The following is a 16,503-nucleotide window of genomic DNA, read 5'->3' as shown; positions in this document are numbered from 1 at the left end:
GAAGAGAGCGGCTTTCGGGCCGCTCTTTTTTAGTCTGGACTGTTCTTGACCCTACCTCAGCGCCGCCGCGATATTGCCGCCATCCACCGTGGTCACATCGGCGGTGGTCCGCTCGGCCAGCGCCTGATGCAGGAAGGCCTGGGCCACGTCTTCGGCCGTCACTTCCTGACCAAGCAGGTTGCCCGCCATGTATTCCTTCTCCGACACGCCGCGCGCGCCCGAGCGGCTGGCGATCATGGCGTCGGTAAGCAATCCGGAACGGATGCGATCGGCGTTGACGGCATTCGAGCGGATGCCGTGGGCGCCATAGTCGAGGGCATACTGCCTGCACAGGAACAGCGTCGCCGCCTTCGGTAGGCCGTAGGCGCCGAACTTCGGACCCGGATTGATTGCCTGCTTGGAGGTGTTGAAAAGGAGCACGCCGCCGGTGCCCTGTTCGAGCATGATCCGCACCGCGTTCTGCGCCGCCGACTGGTGGGCGAAGAAATTGAGCTCGAAGCTCTTGCGCAAAGTGGCGTCGTCGAGCTCACCGATCCTGCCCTCCCAGGCCGCACCGGCATTCGAGACCAGAATGTCGAGGCCGCCGTAGACGGCGACCGACTTGTCGAACGCAGCGCGCATCTGCGCCGGATCGGTGATGTCGGCGCCGATGCCGATCGAACTGTTGCCTGCCTTCTTCGCCGCTTCCGTCGCCCTTGCCGCGTCGAGATCGACGACGACCGCATGGGCGCCGTTGTCGGCGAATAGCTTTGCGGTGGCGGCACCGATTGCGCCGGCGCCGCCGGTGACCAGCACAACCTGGCCGGTCAGCGGCTTCGGCTTATTGGAGGCGAGCTTAGCCTGTTCCAGCGACCAGTATTCAAGCGGGAACAGGTCGGCTTTGGACAGCGGACGGAAATCGCCGACCGCTTCGGCTCCGCGCACCGCCTCGATCCACATTTCACCGACGTCGGAGGCGATCTTCGCATCCTTGAGCGTACGGCCATGGCCGAACATGCCGAGTCCCGGCACCAGCGTCAGCCGCGGCATCTGGTCGAGCATCGTGCGCTTCACATCGTCGAGCGCATCGTTGGTTTCGAAGTAGGCGCGATAGTCCTTGGCGAATTTCCCGACATGTTGGCGAATGACGGATTTGTAGTCGCCGATCTTGTCCGCGTCGGGCGCCGGCAGCGCCATCGGTCCGGTCTTGATGCGGATCGACAGGTCGGGCGTCGACACGCCGCGCCCGGCATAGTCGGCGATCTTTGCCGAATTGATGAAATCGACGATCGCCTCCGAGGTGCGGAAATCGCTGATCATGCGATCGAAGCGGCCTTCGCCGCGCGCTACCGCCACCGCGCCGCGCAGCATCGGCGCAATGTCCGCGGGCTTCGCCAGCCTGGCCGGCATGGCCGCCTTTTCAGTGCGCGGCTTGCTGTGGCTGGCGATAAAATCCTCGGCGACGTTCACATAATGGATCATCCGATCGTAAGCCTGTTTGGCGTCGTCGCCAAAGGTGAAAATGCCATGCTTGTCGAGAATCAGGCCTTCGACCGTCGGGTCGGCTTCGAAGACATCGGCCGCCGCCTTCGCCAGGTCGAAGCCTGGCATGATGTAAGGCACGAACCCCATCTTGCTGCCGAAGACCTTCTTGCTCAGCGCCTCGCTGTCGCCCTGGTCGACAATGGCCAGAATGGCGGTCGAGTGCGTATGGTCGACGAATTTATGCGGCAGGAAGGCGTGCAGCAGCGTCTCGACCGAAGGGTTGGGCGAAGAGGGGTCGATGAGGTTCACCCGCTGCAGGGCGACCATGTCCTCGTCGGAGAGTTTTTTGAGCGATCGCGCCTTGAGCAGCGCGCCGAGCTTGACCGCCGGCAGGCCCTGCGGCTCGATGACGCCCATGTCCCAGCCACTACCCTTGACGCAAAGCACGTCCCATTCGTCGCCGACCAGATCGGTGGCCTTTGTCTTGCAGGAGGTGTTGCCGCCGCCATGCAGGACAAGCCGCGGTTCGCCGCCTAGAAGCCTGGTCGTGTAGACGCGCAGCGCCAGGTCGCGGGCCACACCCTTGTTTGCATAGTCGGCAACCAGCTTCTCCGCGTGGCGGTCATTCCACAGGTTCTTCATGTTCGCTTCGTCCGATTTCTCTTTTTGTTGTGAACAGGAACGCCGCGACGCCTTGATGACAATGCGCCCGCGGCGGCTTGTGTTCTCTAGGCGACCTTTTCCGCTGCCGGTCCGGCATGGTCGAGCAGCCGTCGCGCCATCCGAGCGCCGACCACCAGATGCGTGCACAGCCCACCTGCGATCGCCGCCACCAGCGGTCCGAATTTGCTGTCCTCCTGCACCACCACGAGGCGCTTTTCAATCTTGCGCAGCGATGACAGCTCCGCCGAAATGATCCGCCGGTTGTAGCTGCAGTCGAGCGCCTTGCCTTGCGCGTCGATGATCTGCCCGGCGATGACGCCGGCAGCCCCGGCACGGCGCAGCACATCCATTTCGCTAGCCGTCAGCGCGCCGCATTTGACGACATGGCTGTCGGCGTCGACGGTGCCGACCGAGTAAAGCGCCAGATTGCACGCACTGATGCCCGACAACTGCTCGCGGATCACCGGCTCGGCGCGCAGGCCGCGCGCCAGTTCTTCCGTCGTCAGCACCAGCGGTGCATAGAAATTGAGCCCCTTGGCGTTGAGCCGGCGTGCGATTTCCATGGTGCATTGGTCGGGCCGGTAGGAATAGGGGGCTCCCAGATTTCCGCAGAGCTGCACCACCGTGACGTCCTGCAGATCGGCATAGGACATGATGTCGGCGATCGTATAGATGGTCCGCCCCCAGGCGACGCCGATGCGGTCGCCCCTCTTGATCAGTTCGAGAAAGACGCTTGCCGCCAGCACCGCGATGTCGGTCGACGGATCGGCGACATGGCCGTTTTCCGGCGCTATCCAGACGGCATCGAGCTTCAACGCGTCTTCAAGCTTGCGCGCCAGGACATCGTCGGTGAAAAGCTGGGTCGAGGTCGAGATGTTGACGATGCCGGTCTCGCGCGCCTTGCGCAGATACATGGCGACCGAGGCTCGGGAAATCTTGAGCTGGCTGGCCACCTGGTCCTGGCGCAAGCCGTGGGCATAGTAGAGCCAGGCGGCCTTGTGAATAAGCTGTTCTGTCGGTCGGATCGCCATGCCATCTCCTTGCTGACATTATTCACGGCTCTCGACAAAAGTCAAACCGAGCGAGGGTAAACGATGCCCTTTCGCTTGCTTTATCTAGATCATCATTGTGCCAAATGCGCCCTATCGTGGCATCGTTGGTGGTGACGGGCCGGAAGCCTGTGGGGTAGAAGGTCTCGATCAGACATTACAGCGCCGCGCGTCCTTTCGGACGCGCAAAGGACGCTGTAACACTTTGATCTTGCGCATGCCCCCGAAAATCGATTCCGATTTTGGGGCATGCGCCAGGGGAGGACGGGATGGGAAATCCCTACGAACAGGATCTCGACAGGAATCCAGCCAACCACCAGCCGCTGACGCCGCTCAGCTATCTCGAGCGGGCGGCAAAGACCTTTCCCGATCATGTCGCTATCATCCATGGTCGCCAGCGCACGACCTATCGTGATTTCTGGCGGCGGTCGCTGAAGCTTGCCTCGGCGCTGCAGAGGCGCGGCATCGGCAAGGGCGACACCGTCACCGTGATGTTGTCCAACACGCCGCCGATGCTGGAAGCGCATTTCGGCGTGCCGATGATCAAGGCGGTGCTGCATTCGCTCAACACCCGCCTCGATGCCGCGGTCATCGCCTTCCAACTCGACCATGCCGAAACCAAGGTGCTTGTCGTCGATCGCGAATTCGCAAATGTCGTCAGCGAGGCGCTGGCGCTGGCTAAGGTAAAACCGCTGGTCATCGACTATGACGATCCCGAATACGCCACTGATGCCCCTTATCCCAAGGGCGAGCGGATCGGCACGCTCGACTACGAGGACTTCGTCGCGGGTGGCGACGAGGATTTCGCCTGGCCGATGCCGGACGACGAATGGGATGCGATCTCGCTCAACTACACTTCCGGCACCACAGGCAATCCCAAGGGCGTCGTCTATCATCATCGCGGTGCGGCACTGATGGCCTACGCCAACACCATCCATGCCAGTATGGGTAAGCATGCGGTGTATCTGTGGACGCTGCCGATGTTCCACTGCAATGGCTGGTGCTTTCCATGGACGCTGGCCGTGCAGGCCGGCACCCATGTCTGCCTGCGTTGGGTGCGGCCGAAGCCGATCTATGACGCCATTGCCGATCATGGCGTCACCCATCTGTGCGGCGCGCCGATCGTGATGTCGGTGTTGATCAATGCCAGGGACGAGGACAAGCGGCAATTTCCGCAGACGGTCACCTTCAGCACGGCCGCGGCACCGCCGCCGGAAGCAGTGCTGTCGGGCATGGCCGATGCAGGCTTTGCGGTCACTCACCTCTATGGCCTTACCGAGACCTATGGCCCGGCCGTCGTCAACGAATGGCATGGCGAGTGGGACGGGCTCGACAAGGGTCTCAGGGCGGCGAGGAAGGCCAGGCAAGGTGTGCGCTATGCCGCGCTCGAGGATCTGACAGTGATGGACCCCGAGACGATGGAGGAGACGCCGGCCGACGGCGAGACGATCGGCGAGGTCATGTTCCGCGGCAACATCGTCATGAAGGGCTATCTGAAGAACCGCAAGGCGAGCGACGAGACCTTCGCCGGCGGCTGGTTCCACTCGGGCGACCTCGGCGTCAGGCATCCCGACGGCTATATCCAGCTCAAGGACCGCTCCAAGGACATCATCATTTCCGGCGGCGAGAACATCTCCTCGATCGAGGTCGAGGAGGCGCTCTACAAGCATCCTGCCGTCGCCTCCTGCGGCGTCGTCGCCAGGCCCGACGACAAATGGGGCGAGGTGCCGGTCGCCTATGTCGAGCTGAAGCCGGGCGGGACGGCGACCGAAGCCGAGATCATCGATCACTGCCGCGCGCTGCTCGCCCGCTTCAAGGTGCCGAAGGCGGTGATCTTCGCCGAAATCCCGAAGACCTCAACCGGCAAGATCCAGAAGTTCAGGCTGAGGGAGATGGCGAAGGCCAGTGCACCACAGCTTTGAGCCAGTCGCCGCTGGCATCCAGCATGAATGAACCTTTCAGTCGTGCCCGACGACATAGCTGTGTTCCGATTACTCCGCAGTCGCGGAGGTAATCCAAAATCGGGGATAGAACACATGAAGAGCTTACTCTTGCTTGCCGGGACAGCCGCCCTCGGCCTTGTTATCGTCTCTGGATCGATTGCACCCGCTGAAGCCGCCGGATGCTATTATCGGTTGTACCATGACGGTCATGGCGTCGTGACCGGAAAACTCGCAATACAGGGATACGCCTCCGCCGCCAAACTGGACAACGCCTGCGATCGCGCGCGTCGCGAATGCAATCGCCGCTTCGAGCGCACGCGCAAAAAGGGAAATATCCCTCGTAGCGGCCCGCGTGATGTGCGCTGCATTCGCACAGCGGCGGGATAAAACGTGTCGCTCTAATGCATGTCGCGCAAAAGTGTGCAGCGGTTTTGCGATAACGACGTGCATAAAACAATAACCTAAAGCGCGTCGCATGTGCCCGGTCAAACGCGACGCGCTTTAGGGTGCCGGCCGGCCATCGCCAAGACGCGAAGGTCGGCTGTTGCTTTCGAGTGTCGAAGGCGGGCACGGACATTGACCTCGACACGGCTCGGGCGCCAATTAATTGCAACCTCGCAAGCTCACAACCAGGCTCGGTCCCGACGGGCATTTACGCGCCAGATCCGCATGCGATCGCGCCGCACAGAAAGTGCCGCCTCTTTCAACGGCATGTCGAGCCCGATATACTTGCTCATGGTTGTTCTCCGTTCGATGCTTGGGCCCGGCGTCCAGTCGTGAGCCCGTAATCTCCATCTTATCGGGGAACAACCACCCGCTCTTCAATGCCGTGACCTTCCGGCCTTGGCGGATCGCTCCCGCGATTGCCTCGCAGCGGCTGGATCGGCTGAACGGAGCAAACAAGATCACTCAGTGTCGGATCGAGCGCCTCCCGATCGTCCTCGATACAGAACCAAGAAGATTAGCAGGAGGAGCATTCCAATGGAGAACACGGCGCGCGACGCCGAGGCACACATCCAGGCGCTCATCGAGCGTTGGGCGAATGCCGTGCAGCAGCAAGACCTGGAGACAATCATTGCGGATCACGCGACGGACCTTGTGATGTTCGATGTCCCACCCCCGAACGAACTCAGGGGAATTGAGGCCTACCGCGATAGCTGGGGCCCGTTCTTCGAGCACTTCAAGCAGGGCGGCGTTTTCGCGATCGAGCGGCTGGATGTCACGGCGGGCGACCGGGTTGCTTTTGCTACCGCATTGCTGCGGTGCGGCACCAGGGAAGAGCTTGAAAAGGACCCGGCAACCCGCCTCCGGCTCACCGTCGGATTACGGAAGGAAGGTGACCTTTGGATCATCGCTCACGAGCATCACTCGTATCCTTACAAGCCGGACTGAGCAGCGCATCGGGGTCGAGCGATCGTGACAGCGCGAGTGGTGCAATTGGCGGAGGAGGAAACTCATGCCGGTTCTCAGAACATCAGAGCCTGAAGGTCAAGACGAGATCCTTCCTCGGCCATGGGCGCGAAAAGCCGCCGCGGTCAGGAAAGCCGGGCGGATCGTCGCCCTGACCGGGGTCATACTGCCGCTTCTCATGATCGGCGGGATGAAGTTCACGGCTGTTGAGATCGAGGCGTTGAGGCCGCTGATCGGCGGCACGCCTTGGCTCGCCTGGATGTATCCGGTATTTGGTGAAGCCGGTGCCTCTTATGTGCTTGGCGTCGTCGAGATCGCGACCGCGCTTCTCCTGATTGCCTCTCCCTGGTCGACGCGCGCCGGTGTCGCCGGCGGGGCAGTGGCCGCCCTGATTTTCCTGGTCACCTGTTCGATCATGGTTGCCCTGCCGATCTGGGAGCCTGCGTTGGGCTTTCCCGCGCTCGGTCCCGCCGGTCAGTTCCTGATCAAGGACATTGCGCTGCTCGGCATCGCGCTTGTCATACTGGGCGAAAGCCTGAACAGATTAAACAAATCGGCTACCTAAGCGAATCCAGGCCGAAGGCGAGTGGCAGACCACGCCATCCGCACAGCCGCGCCAAATGGCGGGGCGCCACCTGCTGCGACATTGTGGGACAGGCACAGGCTGCCTGCGCGCCCACCCGGACTACACCTTCGACTAGATCGAAAACGCCCCGCTCGCCACCACGATGCCGCGTCCAGAGACGCTCACTGAGCCGGCATCTACATCTACCTCGATGATGCTGGTACGTCCGAGCGCCGTGCCTTGCTCGATCTTGATTGCGCCGGGCTGTGCAAGACCGTGTGCAACGAGATGTGCGGCGAGCGGACCAGCCGCCGTACCGGTTGCCGGATCCTCGGAAATGCCAACAGTCGGGTTGAAAAAGCGTGCATACGCCGTGGTTTCGGGCAGCCGTGGATCGAGTGAGAAGACGTAGCAGCCTTCCCCGCCGACCTGGTTGAGCAGGTCGAAAAGCTGTTTGGCATCCGGCGAAATCCGGTCGACGGCTTCGCGATCGCGGATCGGCACCAGGAGATGGGCAGCACCGGTCGAGACCACCTGGCAAGGCACGACCTCAGCCGCTATTTCTTCAGCATTAAGGCCGAGTGCCGTGGCAAGAGTGCCAAGGTTTGAGAGCTGCCGGCCGGCCGCTGGGGCTTCTTGCTGCATAATGATCCTTTCGAGTTTCCCTTGGCTTTGCCAGATAGCCAATGGATACACCAAGTCGCCGATCTGTTGGTGAAACCATGTTGGCCCATCGCCCAGATCGAGCCGCCCCGCTGCAGCGAGCCACCACCAAGCCCCTAGCGTGTTGTGGCCGCCTGCACCGAAAACCTCTACGCCTTTCGGCGTGAAAGAGCGCAACTTCCAGTCGGCGTCCTCCCGGGTCGCCGGTAGCACAAAGGTTGTCTCGGACTGGTTGAACTCACGTGCAATGTTCTGCATGAGCTCGAGCGCCAACTCGCCACCGCCGTCGACCACCGCAAGTGAATTGCCCGTCAGCGGCTCTACCGCGAAGACATCGACGAAATGAAATGGAATTGTTCTGCTCATGGTTTCCTCCGATGACCCGCGGGCCCGTTTCAGTCGTTCGGCTGAATGTTGGGACGGTTGCCAATGTCCTGCATTGCAGAACAATCTCTAGCGAAGATGCGAGAGCACGTTGAGCAGTTTGCCGGTCGGGTCGGCAATGAAGAAACGTCTTACGCCCCACGGTTCGTCGGTCAAATCATAGACCAGTCTGCAACCGATCTCGTTTGCGCGAAGATAAACCGCGTCGACATTGTCGACCTCGATCGACAGATCGGGCACCGGCGTGCCTGAGCCGCCCTCGCTGGCGATGCTGATCTGGGGGATGGTGGTTTCGCTGGACGCCAGCGTGACGAGCCACCCGTGATCCATGACGGCATCGAGCCCGAACAGGTCGGTATAGAACTTCCGAACATCCGGAATGCTGTCTGTGGCGATATTCGAGACGATGCGCAGCACGGTCATCCCAACTCTCCTTTCCGCGGCTTGGATGATAACGCATTGCTGCGCGCCGCGGAGCACGTCTTGAATAAAATAAGGCGCCCGATCACCTGAGCCTGGCGGGTGGCCCGTGCACGGCCCGCAGCAGGCTTCATTAACGCTGTTCACGCCTAAGTTGTGTCAACAGATGTCACCAGTCGCCCAAGACGGATAATGTCGCAGTTGACAGGCGAGTGATTTCGAATTACGAGTGACGAAATTCAAAATTCGTCACTCGTAATTGAGCAAATGAAACACGATGAATGATACCCTTGATACCCTCGACACGGCGGCCGACGTGGTCCGGCAGGAGAATGTCGCGCGCATCCTCGATTGCGCAGAGCGGCTGTTCCGCCACTACGGCTACGGCAAGACCAATGTCGCCGACATAGCGCGTGAACTCGGCATGTCGACGGCCAACATCTATCGTTTCTTCGCCTCCAAGGTCGAGATCCACCAGGCCGTTTGCGGCCGCATGCTCGCTACCTGCTACCAACTGACCTACGACGCCTGCCATGGTCCCGGAACAGCCAGCGAAAAGCTTCGCCGCTACGTTCAAACGCATTATCAGTGGACCCGCGACACCATGCTCGACCAGGAGAAGGTGCACGAAATGGTCGTCGTTGCCATCGAACGCGACTGGCATGTCATCGAGAAGCATATCGACAGGATCCGCGGCTTGGTGGCGGAGGTGATCAGCGACGGTATCGCAACCGGCGAGTTTGCCGATCAGGACCCGGAAGTCGCTTCGCGATGCTTCAGCGCCGCTATCATCACCCTCTGTCACCCGCAGATGGTCGCCCAGTGCCTTGCCAAAAAGAATCGGGCGATGCCGGACGAGCTTATCGAGTTTGCGATCAGGGCCTTGAAAAAATGACCGGCATCCGCCGGTCGTCGACAATCCATATCCAGTTCGGGAGTACGCAAGTGCCTTTGTCCAAATCCATCATGAACAGGCTGCCGGCCATTGGTCCGGCTCTGGTCGTCGTCGCGGCGCTTGGGCTCGCCGGCTGCTCGCAAGAAAAAGTGGAAGTCAAGGACATCGTCCGGCCGGTCAAGGTCGTCGAGATCGCCAAGGCGAACGATACCCGAGAGCTTTCCTACTCCGGATCGGTGCGCGCCCGCACCGAGATGAACCTTGGCTTCCGCATCAACGGCAAGATCACCGAGCGCTTGGTCGACATCGGCCAGCGCGTGAAGCCGGGCGATGTTCTTGCCCGCATCGATCCCGCCGACTACGACCTTTCAGTCAACAGCGCCGAGGCCAGCCTCGAGGCGGCCGAGCGGCAGGTCGAGACGACAGGCCTTGCCCGCCGTCGTGCCGAACAGTTGTTTGCCAAGAACTTTGCATCGAAATCGCAGCTCGAACAGGCGACGCTCAGCTATGATCAGGCGGTCGCCACCCGAAACTCCGCCCGCTCAGCGCTAGACCAGGCGAAAAACCAGGTCCTCTACACCGACCTCAAGGCGGACAGGAGCGGCATCGTCACATCAGTCGCCGCCGATGTCGGTCAGGTGGTCGGCTCCGGCACGCCGGTTGTGACGGTTGCCGTTGATGGCGAAAAGGAAGTGCTGATCGCCGTTCCGGAAATGGATATCGCCCAGTTCAGGCCGGGCAAGAATGTCAGGGCAAGCTTCTGGTCCGACGATGCGCTGACGCTCGACGGCAAGGTCCGTGAAGTCGCCGGCAGCGCCGATCAGCAGTCGCGTACCTTTGCCGTTCGCGTCAGCCTGCCCAACGATCCTCGCGTGCTTCTCGGCATGACCGCGAACATCGAGGCTTCGGCGGCCAACAGCAGCCCGCAAAGCGTATCGATCCCGTTGAGCGCACTGGCGCAAAAAGATGGCCAGCAGATCGTCTGGACCGTGGACCGCAACGGCGAGACCGTCCATGCGCGTCCGATCAAGGTCGCCGAGTTCACGGCCGACGGCGTGCATGTTGCCGAAGGATTGAGCCCCGGCGATGTCGTCGTTGCGGCGGGCACGCAATTCATGGCCGAAAATCTAAAAGTCAAGCTGACCGGCGATGCGGTGCAACAGTCCGCATCGGCGGACGATGATGGCGATGCCGCCAAGCGCGTGCGCTGACGGCCAAGAATAAAACGGCTTTTCCTCGCATCGGCGCAAGCTGCGAGGTCAAGCGGTTCATGGTTTCCGGGCGGCAGGTGCCCGATTGTCGAGACGTCAGGTCGATGTAACCCCCACATCGATCCTTGCGTCCCACCGCGATGAGTGTCTCTCCGCTCGGAAAGCCTCGCCGCCCGGAAGCCAGCATTAGAAGCTCCGTGGGCATGCCGTGTGCGTGCGCTGACGATCAGACAAATGGACTGGCGCTATGACCACCGACACCAATGAAAAGCGGCCCTTCAATCTTTCGCGCTGGGCAATCGGGCACCCGAGCATTGCGCGGTTCCTGTTCGGCTTGATCATCGTTGCCGGTGCGCTCGGCCTGATGCGCATGGGCCAGAAGGAAGACCCGGACTTCACCTTCCGCGTCATGGTCGTCCAGGCTGTCTGGCCGGGGGCCTCGATCCAGGAGATGGAGGACCAGGTCGTCAACAAAATCGAGCGCAAGCTGCAGGAAACGCCGCATCTCGATTTCGTCCGTTCCTACACGCGCGCCGGCAGCGCCATCATCACCTTGCAGGTGGAAGGCGACACCAATCCCACGCAGGTCGCGGATGCCTTTTACCAGGTACGCAAGAAGGTCGGCGACATCGCCAATGAGCTGCCTCAGGGGCTGCTCGGGCCCTACTTCAACGATGAGTTCGGCGACACTTTCATCACCTTGCATTCGATCAGCGGCGACGGCTACAGCTATCCCGAGCTGAAGAAATTAGCCATCCAGGCGCGTGACATGCTGCTGACGACGCCCGGCGTCGAAAAGGCCGTGATCATCGGCGACCAGCCGGAAAAACTCTACATCGACGTTTCGTCCAAGGTGCTTGCCGAGCGTGGCCTGACGCTCACCGATCTGCAGAACGCGATCAAGGGCCAGAACAATGTCGATCCGGCAGGCTCGGTCGATACCGGCCAGCGTTCGGTGCGCATCTCGGTCGAAGGCAACGTGACGGAGGCGGCCGACATCCGCGAACTTCGCCTGCGCGCCGGCAACCAGGTGACGCGCCTCGGCGACATCGCAACCGTGACCACAGGTCTTGAAGACCCCTATCAGCGCAAATATCGCTTCAATGGCCACGATAGCGTCCAGGTCGGCGTCGTCATGGCCAAGGGCTTCAACGTCACCGATGTCGGTAAGGAGGTCGAGGCGACCTATCACCGCTTCGAAGAGGCGTTGCCTTACGGCGTTTCGGTCGATCAGATCGCCGACCAGCCGGAAGTCGTCAGAGAAGCGGTGAGCGAGTTCATGAAGGCGCTTGGCGAGGCGCTGCTGATCGTGCTTGTCGTCTCGTTCCTGACGATCGGCTGGCGTTCGGGCCTGGTGATCGCGATCACCATTCCGCTCGTTCTGGCCGCCACCTTCGCCATCATGTATGAGATCGGCATCGATCTGCAGCGCATTTCGCTCGGCGCGCTGATCATCGCGCTCGGCCTGCTCGTCGACGACGCGATGATCGTCGTCGAAATGATGGAGCGCAAGCTCGAGGAAGGACTGGTCAAGGTCGAGGCGGCGAGCTTCGCCTATACCTCGACGGCCTTCCCGATGTTGTCCGGCACGCTGATCACCACCGCCGGCTTCATTCCGGTCGGCTTCGCGGCCTCGACGGCCGGTGAATACGTACGCACGCTGTTCTACGTCGTCGGCATCGCGCTGGTCGTCTCCTGGTTCGTGGCGGTCTACTTCACGCCGTGGCTTGGTCATATGATCCTCAAGCAGCGAAAACACGCCGGCAGCCATCACGATGTTTTCGATACGCCCTTTTACCGCCGGCTTCGCGCCACCGTCGGCTGGTCCGTGCGCCACCGCATCATCGTGCTGGTCATGACACTGGTGACCTTCGCAACCAGCCTGTGGGCGTTCCAGTTCATCCCGCAGAATTTCTTCCCGCAGTCATCGCGTCCGGAAATCCTTGTCGACCTCTGGCTGCCGGAGGGCACCAGCATCAAGGAAGTCGAGACGCAGGCCAAGGCGCTCGAAACCAGGATGATGGACGACAAGGACAAGCGCTTCATCGCCACCTATATCGGTGAGGGCGCGCCGCGCTTCTTCCTGCCGCTCGACCAGCAGCTTCGCAATCCGAACTTCGCCCAGCTTCTGGTGATGGCCAATGACGAACCGGCCCGCGAACGGCTGATCGTCAAGCTGCGCACCATTCTGGCCGAGGATTTCCCGTCGGTCCGCGCCAAGGTCGACCGCCTGTTCCTCGGGCCACCCACGGGCTGGCCGGTGCAGATGCGCGTCATGGGCCCGGATCGCCAGGAGGTGCGCCGCATCGCCGACGAGGTGAAGGCGAAGTTCCAGGCAAATCCGCTGCTCGGCGCCGTTCACGACGACTGGCTGGAGCCGGTGCCGGAGATGAAGCTGGTGATCGACCAGGATCGCGCCCGGGCGCTCGGCGTCACCTCGCAGCGCATCCGCCAGATGCTGCAGGCAAGCATGTCGGGAGCGCCGCTCGATGATTTCCGCGACGGCGAGGAGACCGTTTCGATCGTCGCCCGTGAACCGGCGGCGAGCCGCCACCTGCTGTCGGCGGTCGACTCCATCTCTGTCCCGACGGATTTCGGTGGCTTCGTGCCGCTGTCGCAGGTCGCCAAGGTCGTCCCGGTGCTGGAGCAAGGCGTCGAATGGCGGCGCGACCGCCTGCCGACCATCAGCGTGCGTGCCACGCTGCCGGATGGCGTGCAGTCGAACGATGTCGTTATGAAGATGTACAGCGAGATGCAAGGCCTGCGCGACGGTCTGGCACCCGGCTACAACATCGAGATCCAGGGCGGCGCCGAGGATTCGGCCGAAAGCCAGTCCTCCATTGCTGCGAAAGCTCCGATCATGCTGGCCGTCATCGTCGTGCTGCTGATGATCCAACTGCAGCACTTCGGCAAAGCGATGCTGGTGCTGGCGACCGGTCCCCTCGGCATCATCGGCGCGGCGGCGGCACTTTTGATCAGTGGCGCACCGTTCGGCTTCGTCGCCATCCTCGGCGTGATCGCGCTGCTTGGCATCATCATGCGCAACTCGATCATCCTGGTCGACCAGATCGACCAGGATATCGCGGCCGGCATGGAGCGCTCGGAGGCCATCATCGGCTCGGCGGTCCGCCGCTTCCGGCCGATCATGCTGACGGCACTGACGGCGGTCCTGGCGCTGATCCCGATTTCGCGCGGCGTCTTCTGGGGTCCGCTCGCCTATGCCATGATGGGCGGCATCCTCGTCGCCACGGTGCTCACCATCCTTGTCCTCCCGGCAGGCTATGCCTTGTTCTTCGGCAGGGAGCGCAAGAAGGCCGAAGATGCGGAGCAGGCGGCCGAGCCGACCGCCGAGCGGAAGCTGGCGGAAAACGATGACCAGCCGCAACTGCCCCTGGCGGCCGAATAGCGGTCGAGGCAGTCGCGTGGGTCGGCGCCGCCCCTCATTGCCCTGCCGGGCATTTCTCCCCGTATAGTGACGGGGAGAAAGACGGCTCGCAAAGGATTTCGCCAATATCCAGCGCTGCAAAAAACGCGCCGAGGGTGCGGCCAGCCCCTTCTCCCGGTTCACGGGGAGAAGATGCCGGCAGGCAGATGAGGGGCGGCGCCGAAATCGACAATTAATCTCAAGTGATTGATTGGCACTGATCTCGCCTGGAGCACAAATTCGTTACCGAACACGGCACGAGTCGATACAACGATACCGCTAGTCTAAACCGGGAAAGGCAGGAGCGCTGGAGGAGGACGTGATGACCGTAGCTCAGACACCGGTGATGCTGCGCCGGCCGATCGACGGACGCCACCGTCAGATGTTCGTCGATGGCGCCTGGGTCGACGCCCGCTCGGGCCGCACCATGGAGACCCGCAATCCGGCCACCGGCGCGGTCATTGCCACGGTGCCGCGCGGCGACCGCCAGGATGTCGAGCTGGCGGTGGCGGCGGCGCGCAAGGCCTTCGACGGGCCGTGGAGCCGGTTTAAGCCCTATGAGCGGCAGGTGCTGCTGCTCAGGATCGCCGACCTCTTCGAAAAGCATTGGGAGGAGATCAGCCGCTCGGACACGACCGACATGGGCATGCCGATCGTGCGCACCCTGGCCAACCGCAACCGCGTCATCGGTATGCTGCGCTACTACGCCGGCATGGCGACCTCCCTGCATGGCGAGACGATCGAGAACTCGCTGCCGGGCGAAATCGTTTCCTTCACGCGCAAGGAGCCGGTCGGCGTCGTCGGCGCCATCATCCCGTGGAACGCACCGACGGCCGCTTCGATCTGGAAGATCGGGCCGGCGCTGGCGACCGGCTGCACGGTGGTGCTGAAACCTTCGGAAGAGGCGCCGCTGACGCCGCTTCTGATCGCCGACATCATGAACGAGGCCGGCGTTCCGCCAGGCGTCGTCAACATCGTGACCGGCACTGGCGCCGAGGCAGGTGCCGCACTTGCCGAGCATATGGGCGTCGACAAGATCGTCTTCACCGGCTCGACGGCAACCGGCCAGTCGATCGTCCGCGCCTCGGCCGGCAACCTCAAGCGCGTCTCGCTGGAACTCGGCGGCAAGTCGCCGGTCATCGTCTGCGCCGACGCCGATCTCGACACAGCAGTGCCGGTGGCGGCGATGTCGGTCTTCGCCAATTCCGGCCAGATCTGCATCGCCGGCTCGCGCCTGTTCGTCGAGCGCTCCATCCATGACGAGTTCGTCGAGCGGCTGGCGGCCTATGCCAAGGGTCTCAGGATCGGCGACGGCATCGACCCGGCAACCGAAATCGGTCCGCTCGTCTCGGCAAAGCAGTTGCAGCGGGTCACTGGTTACCTCGAAGCCGGCACGGCGGAGGGCGCAATCCTCGTCACCGGTGGCACGCGCCTTGTGGAAGGCGCGCTGGCCGCCGGCAATTTCGTCGCGCCGACCGTCTTTGCCGGCGTTTCGGACGACATGAAGATCGCGCGCGAGGAGATCTTCGGGCCGGTCATTTCCGCACTGCCGTTCGACACGCTCGATGAGGCGGTCGAGCGAGCCAACAACACGCCTTATGGTCTTGCAGCGGGGGTCTTCACCAGCAATGTCGCCACCGCGCACCAGCTATCGCGAAAAATCCGCGCCGGCTCGGTCTGGGTGAACACCTATCACGCCATAGATCCGGCCGTGCCCTTCGGTGGCTACAAGATGAGCGGCTACGGCCGCGAGGGCGGCGCCGAGCACCTCGACGAGTATCTCAACACCAAGGGCGTGTTCATCAAGATCGCTTGAGCGATCCGCCTGCCAATCCTCCACCGCGGCGCTGACCGCAAGATGCGGCAAAGCCTGAAACAAAAAACCCGCCTCGGCGGCGGGTCGTTGCTCGGGTAGTGTCTCAGTTTGAAATCTGATTTTTCGCTTTGAGCGAGATCGGGTCCGTCTCGATTAGCCGAAGCGATCTCACCATGTCGGCAGTTTGAGTCTTGTAATTGAGAAAATGTGGCGTGGTGAGGTGCGCCTCATAGGCTGCTTGATCAGCGTAGCCTTCAATCACCAGCACCTTATCGCAGCTTCCCTTGACCGACAGCGCGTACAGGAAGATGACCCCAGGTTCTAGCCGCACCGAGGCTTCAATCTCTTCTGATAGGAGTGCGCCGTAAGCCTCGATCTGGTCGGGATCGATCTCCAGTTCTGCTATCCTGACAATCATTCGCTATTCCGCTTCTTGTACCGGTCGCAATGCGCATGACGCGGACGGCGTTGCCGATCACGTCGGCGGGGCGCTTCTGGCCTTTAGATCCGGTTGGCATGGCTACTCTCCTGAAGCGGCGGGCATGGCAGATCGGCATATGAGCAGAAAACGCAGCAACTGAGCGAGCTCGCGACGG

12 protein-coding genes and 1 pseudogene are annotated in these 16,503 nt (G+C 62.1%); 7 read left to right on the top strand and 6 right to left on the bottom strand.

The annotated features are described in order from the left end of the window. Positions 1–51: 51 nt before the first annotated feature. Together AC0L3I_RS15365 and AC0L3I_RS15360 are read right to left on the bottom strand one after the other, a co-directional pair. Entirely contained in the window at positions 52–2,106 is a 2,055-nt protein-coding gene (locus AC0L3I_RS15365) for a bifunctional aldolase/short-chain dehydrogenase (RefSeq protein WP_473527408.1), read from the bottom strand. A gap of 86 nt (positions 2,107–2,192) precedes the next feature. Then, entirely contained in the window at positions 2,193–3,158 is a 966-nt protein-coding gene (locus AC0L3I_RS15360; protein ID WP_473527407.1) for a sugar-binding transcriptional regulator, read from the bottom strand. A 287-nt stretch (positions 3,159–3,445) separates the two neighbouring features. Between AC0L3I_RS15360 and AC0L3I_RS15355 the strand changes: the two genes are divergently transcribed. Continuing rightward, complete coding sequence (locus AC0L3I_RS15355) at positions 3,446–5,098, top strand: acyl-CoA synthetase (protein ID WP_473527406.1); 1,653 nt, start codon at positions 3,446–3,448, stop codon at positions 5,096–5,098. Positions 5,099–5,751: 653 nt separating this feature from the next. Here AC0L3I_RS15355 and AC0L3I_RS15350 read toward each other — a convergent pair. Beyond that, a pseudogene (locus AC0L3I_RS15350) lies at positions 5,752–5,856 on the bottom strand (IS110 family transposase); the annotation flags it as partial. Between the two features lie 244 nt (positions 5,857–6,100). Here AC0L3I_RS15350 and AC0L3I_RS15345 point away from each other — a divergent pair. Both AC0L3I_RS15345 and AC0L3I_RS15340 read left to right on the top strand, forming a co-directional pair. Next, on the top strand, positions 6,101–6,511 hold the full coding sequence (locus AC0L3I_RS15345) for a YybH family protein (protein ID WP_123146928.1): 411 nt from the start codon (positions 6,101–6,103) through the stop codon (positions 6,509–6,511). Positions 6,512–6,575: 64 nt separating this feature from the next. Next, positions 6,576–7,094, top strand: a complete 519-nt coding sequence (locus tag AC0L3I_RS15340; protein ID WP_473527405.1) for a DUF417 family protein — start codon at positions 6,576–6,578, stop codon at positions 7,092–7,094. Positions 7,095–7,226: 132 nt separating this feature from the next. Here AC0L3I_RS15340 and AC0L3I_RS15335 read toward each other — a convergent pair whose 3' ends face one another. Continuing rightward, a complete protein-coding gene (locus tag AC0L3I_RS15335; protein WP_473527404.1) occupies positions 7,227–8,207 on the bottom strand; it encodes a PhzF family phenazine biosynthesis protein in 981 nt (326 codons plus the stop codon). A 3-nt stretch (positions 8,208–8,210) separates the two neighbouring features. Continuing rightward, positions 8,211–8,564, bottom strand: coding sequence for a VOC family protein (locus AC0L3I_RS15330; RefSeq protein ID WP_292187017.1), 354 nt, complete (start codon positions 8,562–8,564; stop codon positions 8,211–8,213). 274 nt (positions 8,565–8,838) lie between these two features. On the opposite strand from AC0L3I_RS15330, the gene AC0L3I_RS15325 reads away from it, so the two are divergent. The 4 genes from AC0L3I_RS15325 to AC0L3I_RS15310 all read left to right on the top strand — a co-directional run bounded on the left by AC0L3I_RS15325 (position 8,839) and on the right by AC0L3I_RS15310 (position 15,907). After that, positions 8,839–9,456 (top strand): TetR/AcrR family transcriptional regulator, encoded by a 618-nt coding sequence (locus tag AC0L3I_RS15325; protein WP_123146932.1) that lies wholly within the window; start codon positions 8,839–8,841, stop codon positions 9,454–9,456. A 71-nt stretch (positions 9,457–9,527) separates the two neighbouring features. Continuing rightward, positions 9,528–10,667, top strand: coding sequence for an efflux RND transporter periplasmic adaptor subunit (locus tag AC0L3I_RS15320; RefSeq protein WP_473527526.1), 1,140 nt, complete (start codon positions 9,528–9,530; stop codon positions 10,665–10,667). Between the two features lie 247 nt (positions 10,668–10,914). Then, on the top strand, positions 10,915–14,073 hold the full coding sequence (locus tag AC0L3I_RS15315) for an efflux RND transporter permease subunit (protein WP_473527403.1): 3,159 nt from the start codon (positions 10,915–10,917) through the stop codon (positions 14,071–14,073). 340 nt (positions 14,074–14,413) lie between these two features. Then, complete coding sequence (locus tag AC0L3I_RS15310; RefSeq protein WP_473527402.1) at positions 14,414–15,907, top strand: aldehyde dehydrogenase family protein; 1,494 nt, start codon at positions 14,414–14,416, stop codon at positions 15,905–15,907. Positions 15,908–16,010: 103 nt separating this feature from the next. On the opposite strand, the gene AC0L3I_RS15305 is transcribed toward AC0L3I_RS15310, so the two are convergent. After that, positions 16,011–16,325: a putative quinol monooxygenase gene (locus tag AC0L3I_RS15305; protein WP_258119369.1), complete on the bottom strand. Its 315-nt coding sequence runs from the start codon at positions 16,323–16,325 to the stop codon at positions 16,011–16,013. Positions 16,326–16,503 lie beyond the last annotated feature (178 nt).

The sequence above is a fragment of the Mesorhizobium sp. WSM4840 genome (assembly GCF_055811755.1).
This window is presented reverse-complemented; position numbering and strand designations above follow the sequence as displayed.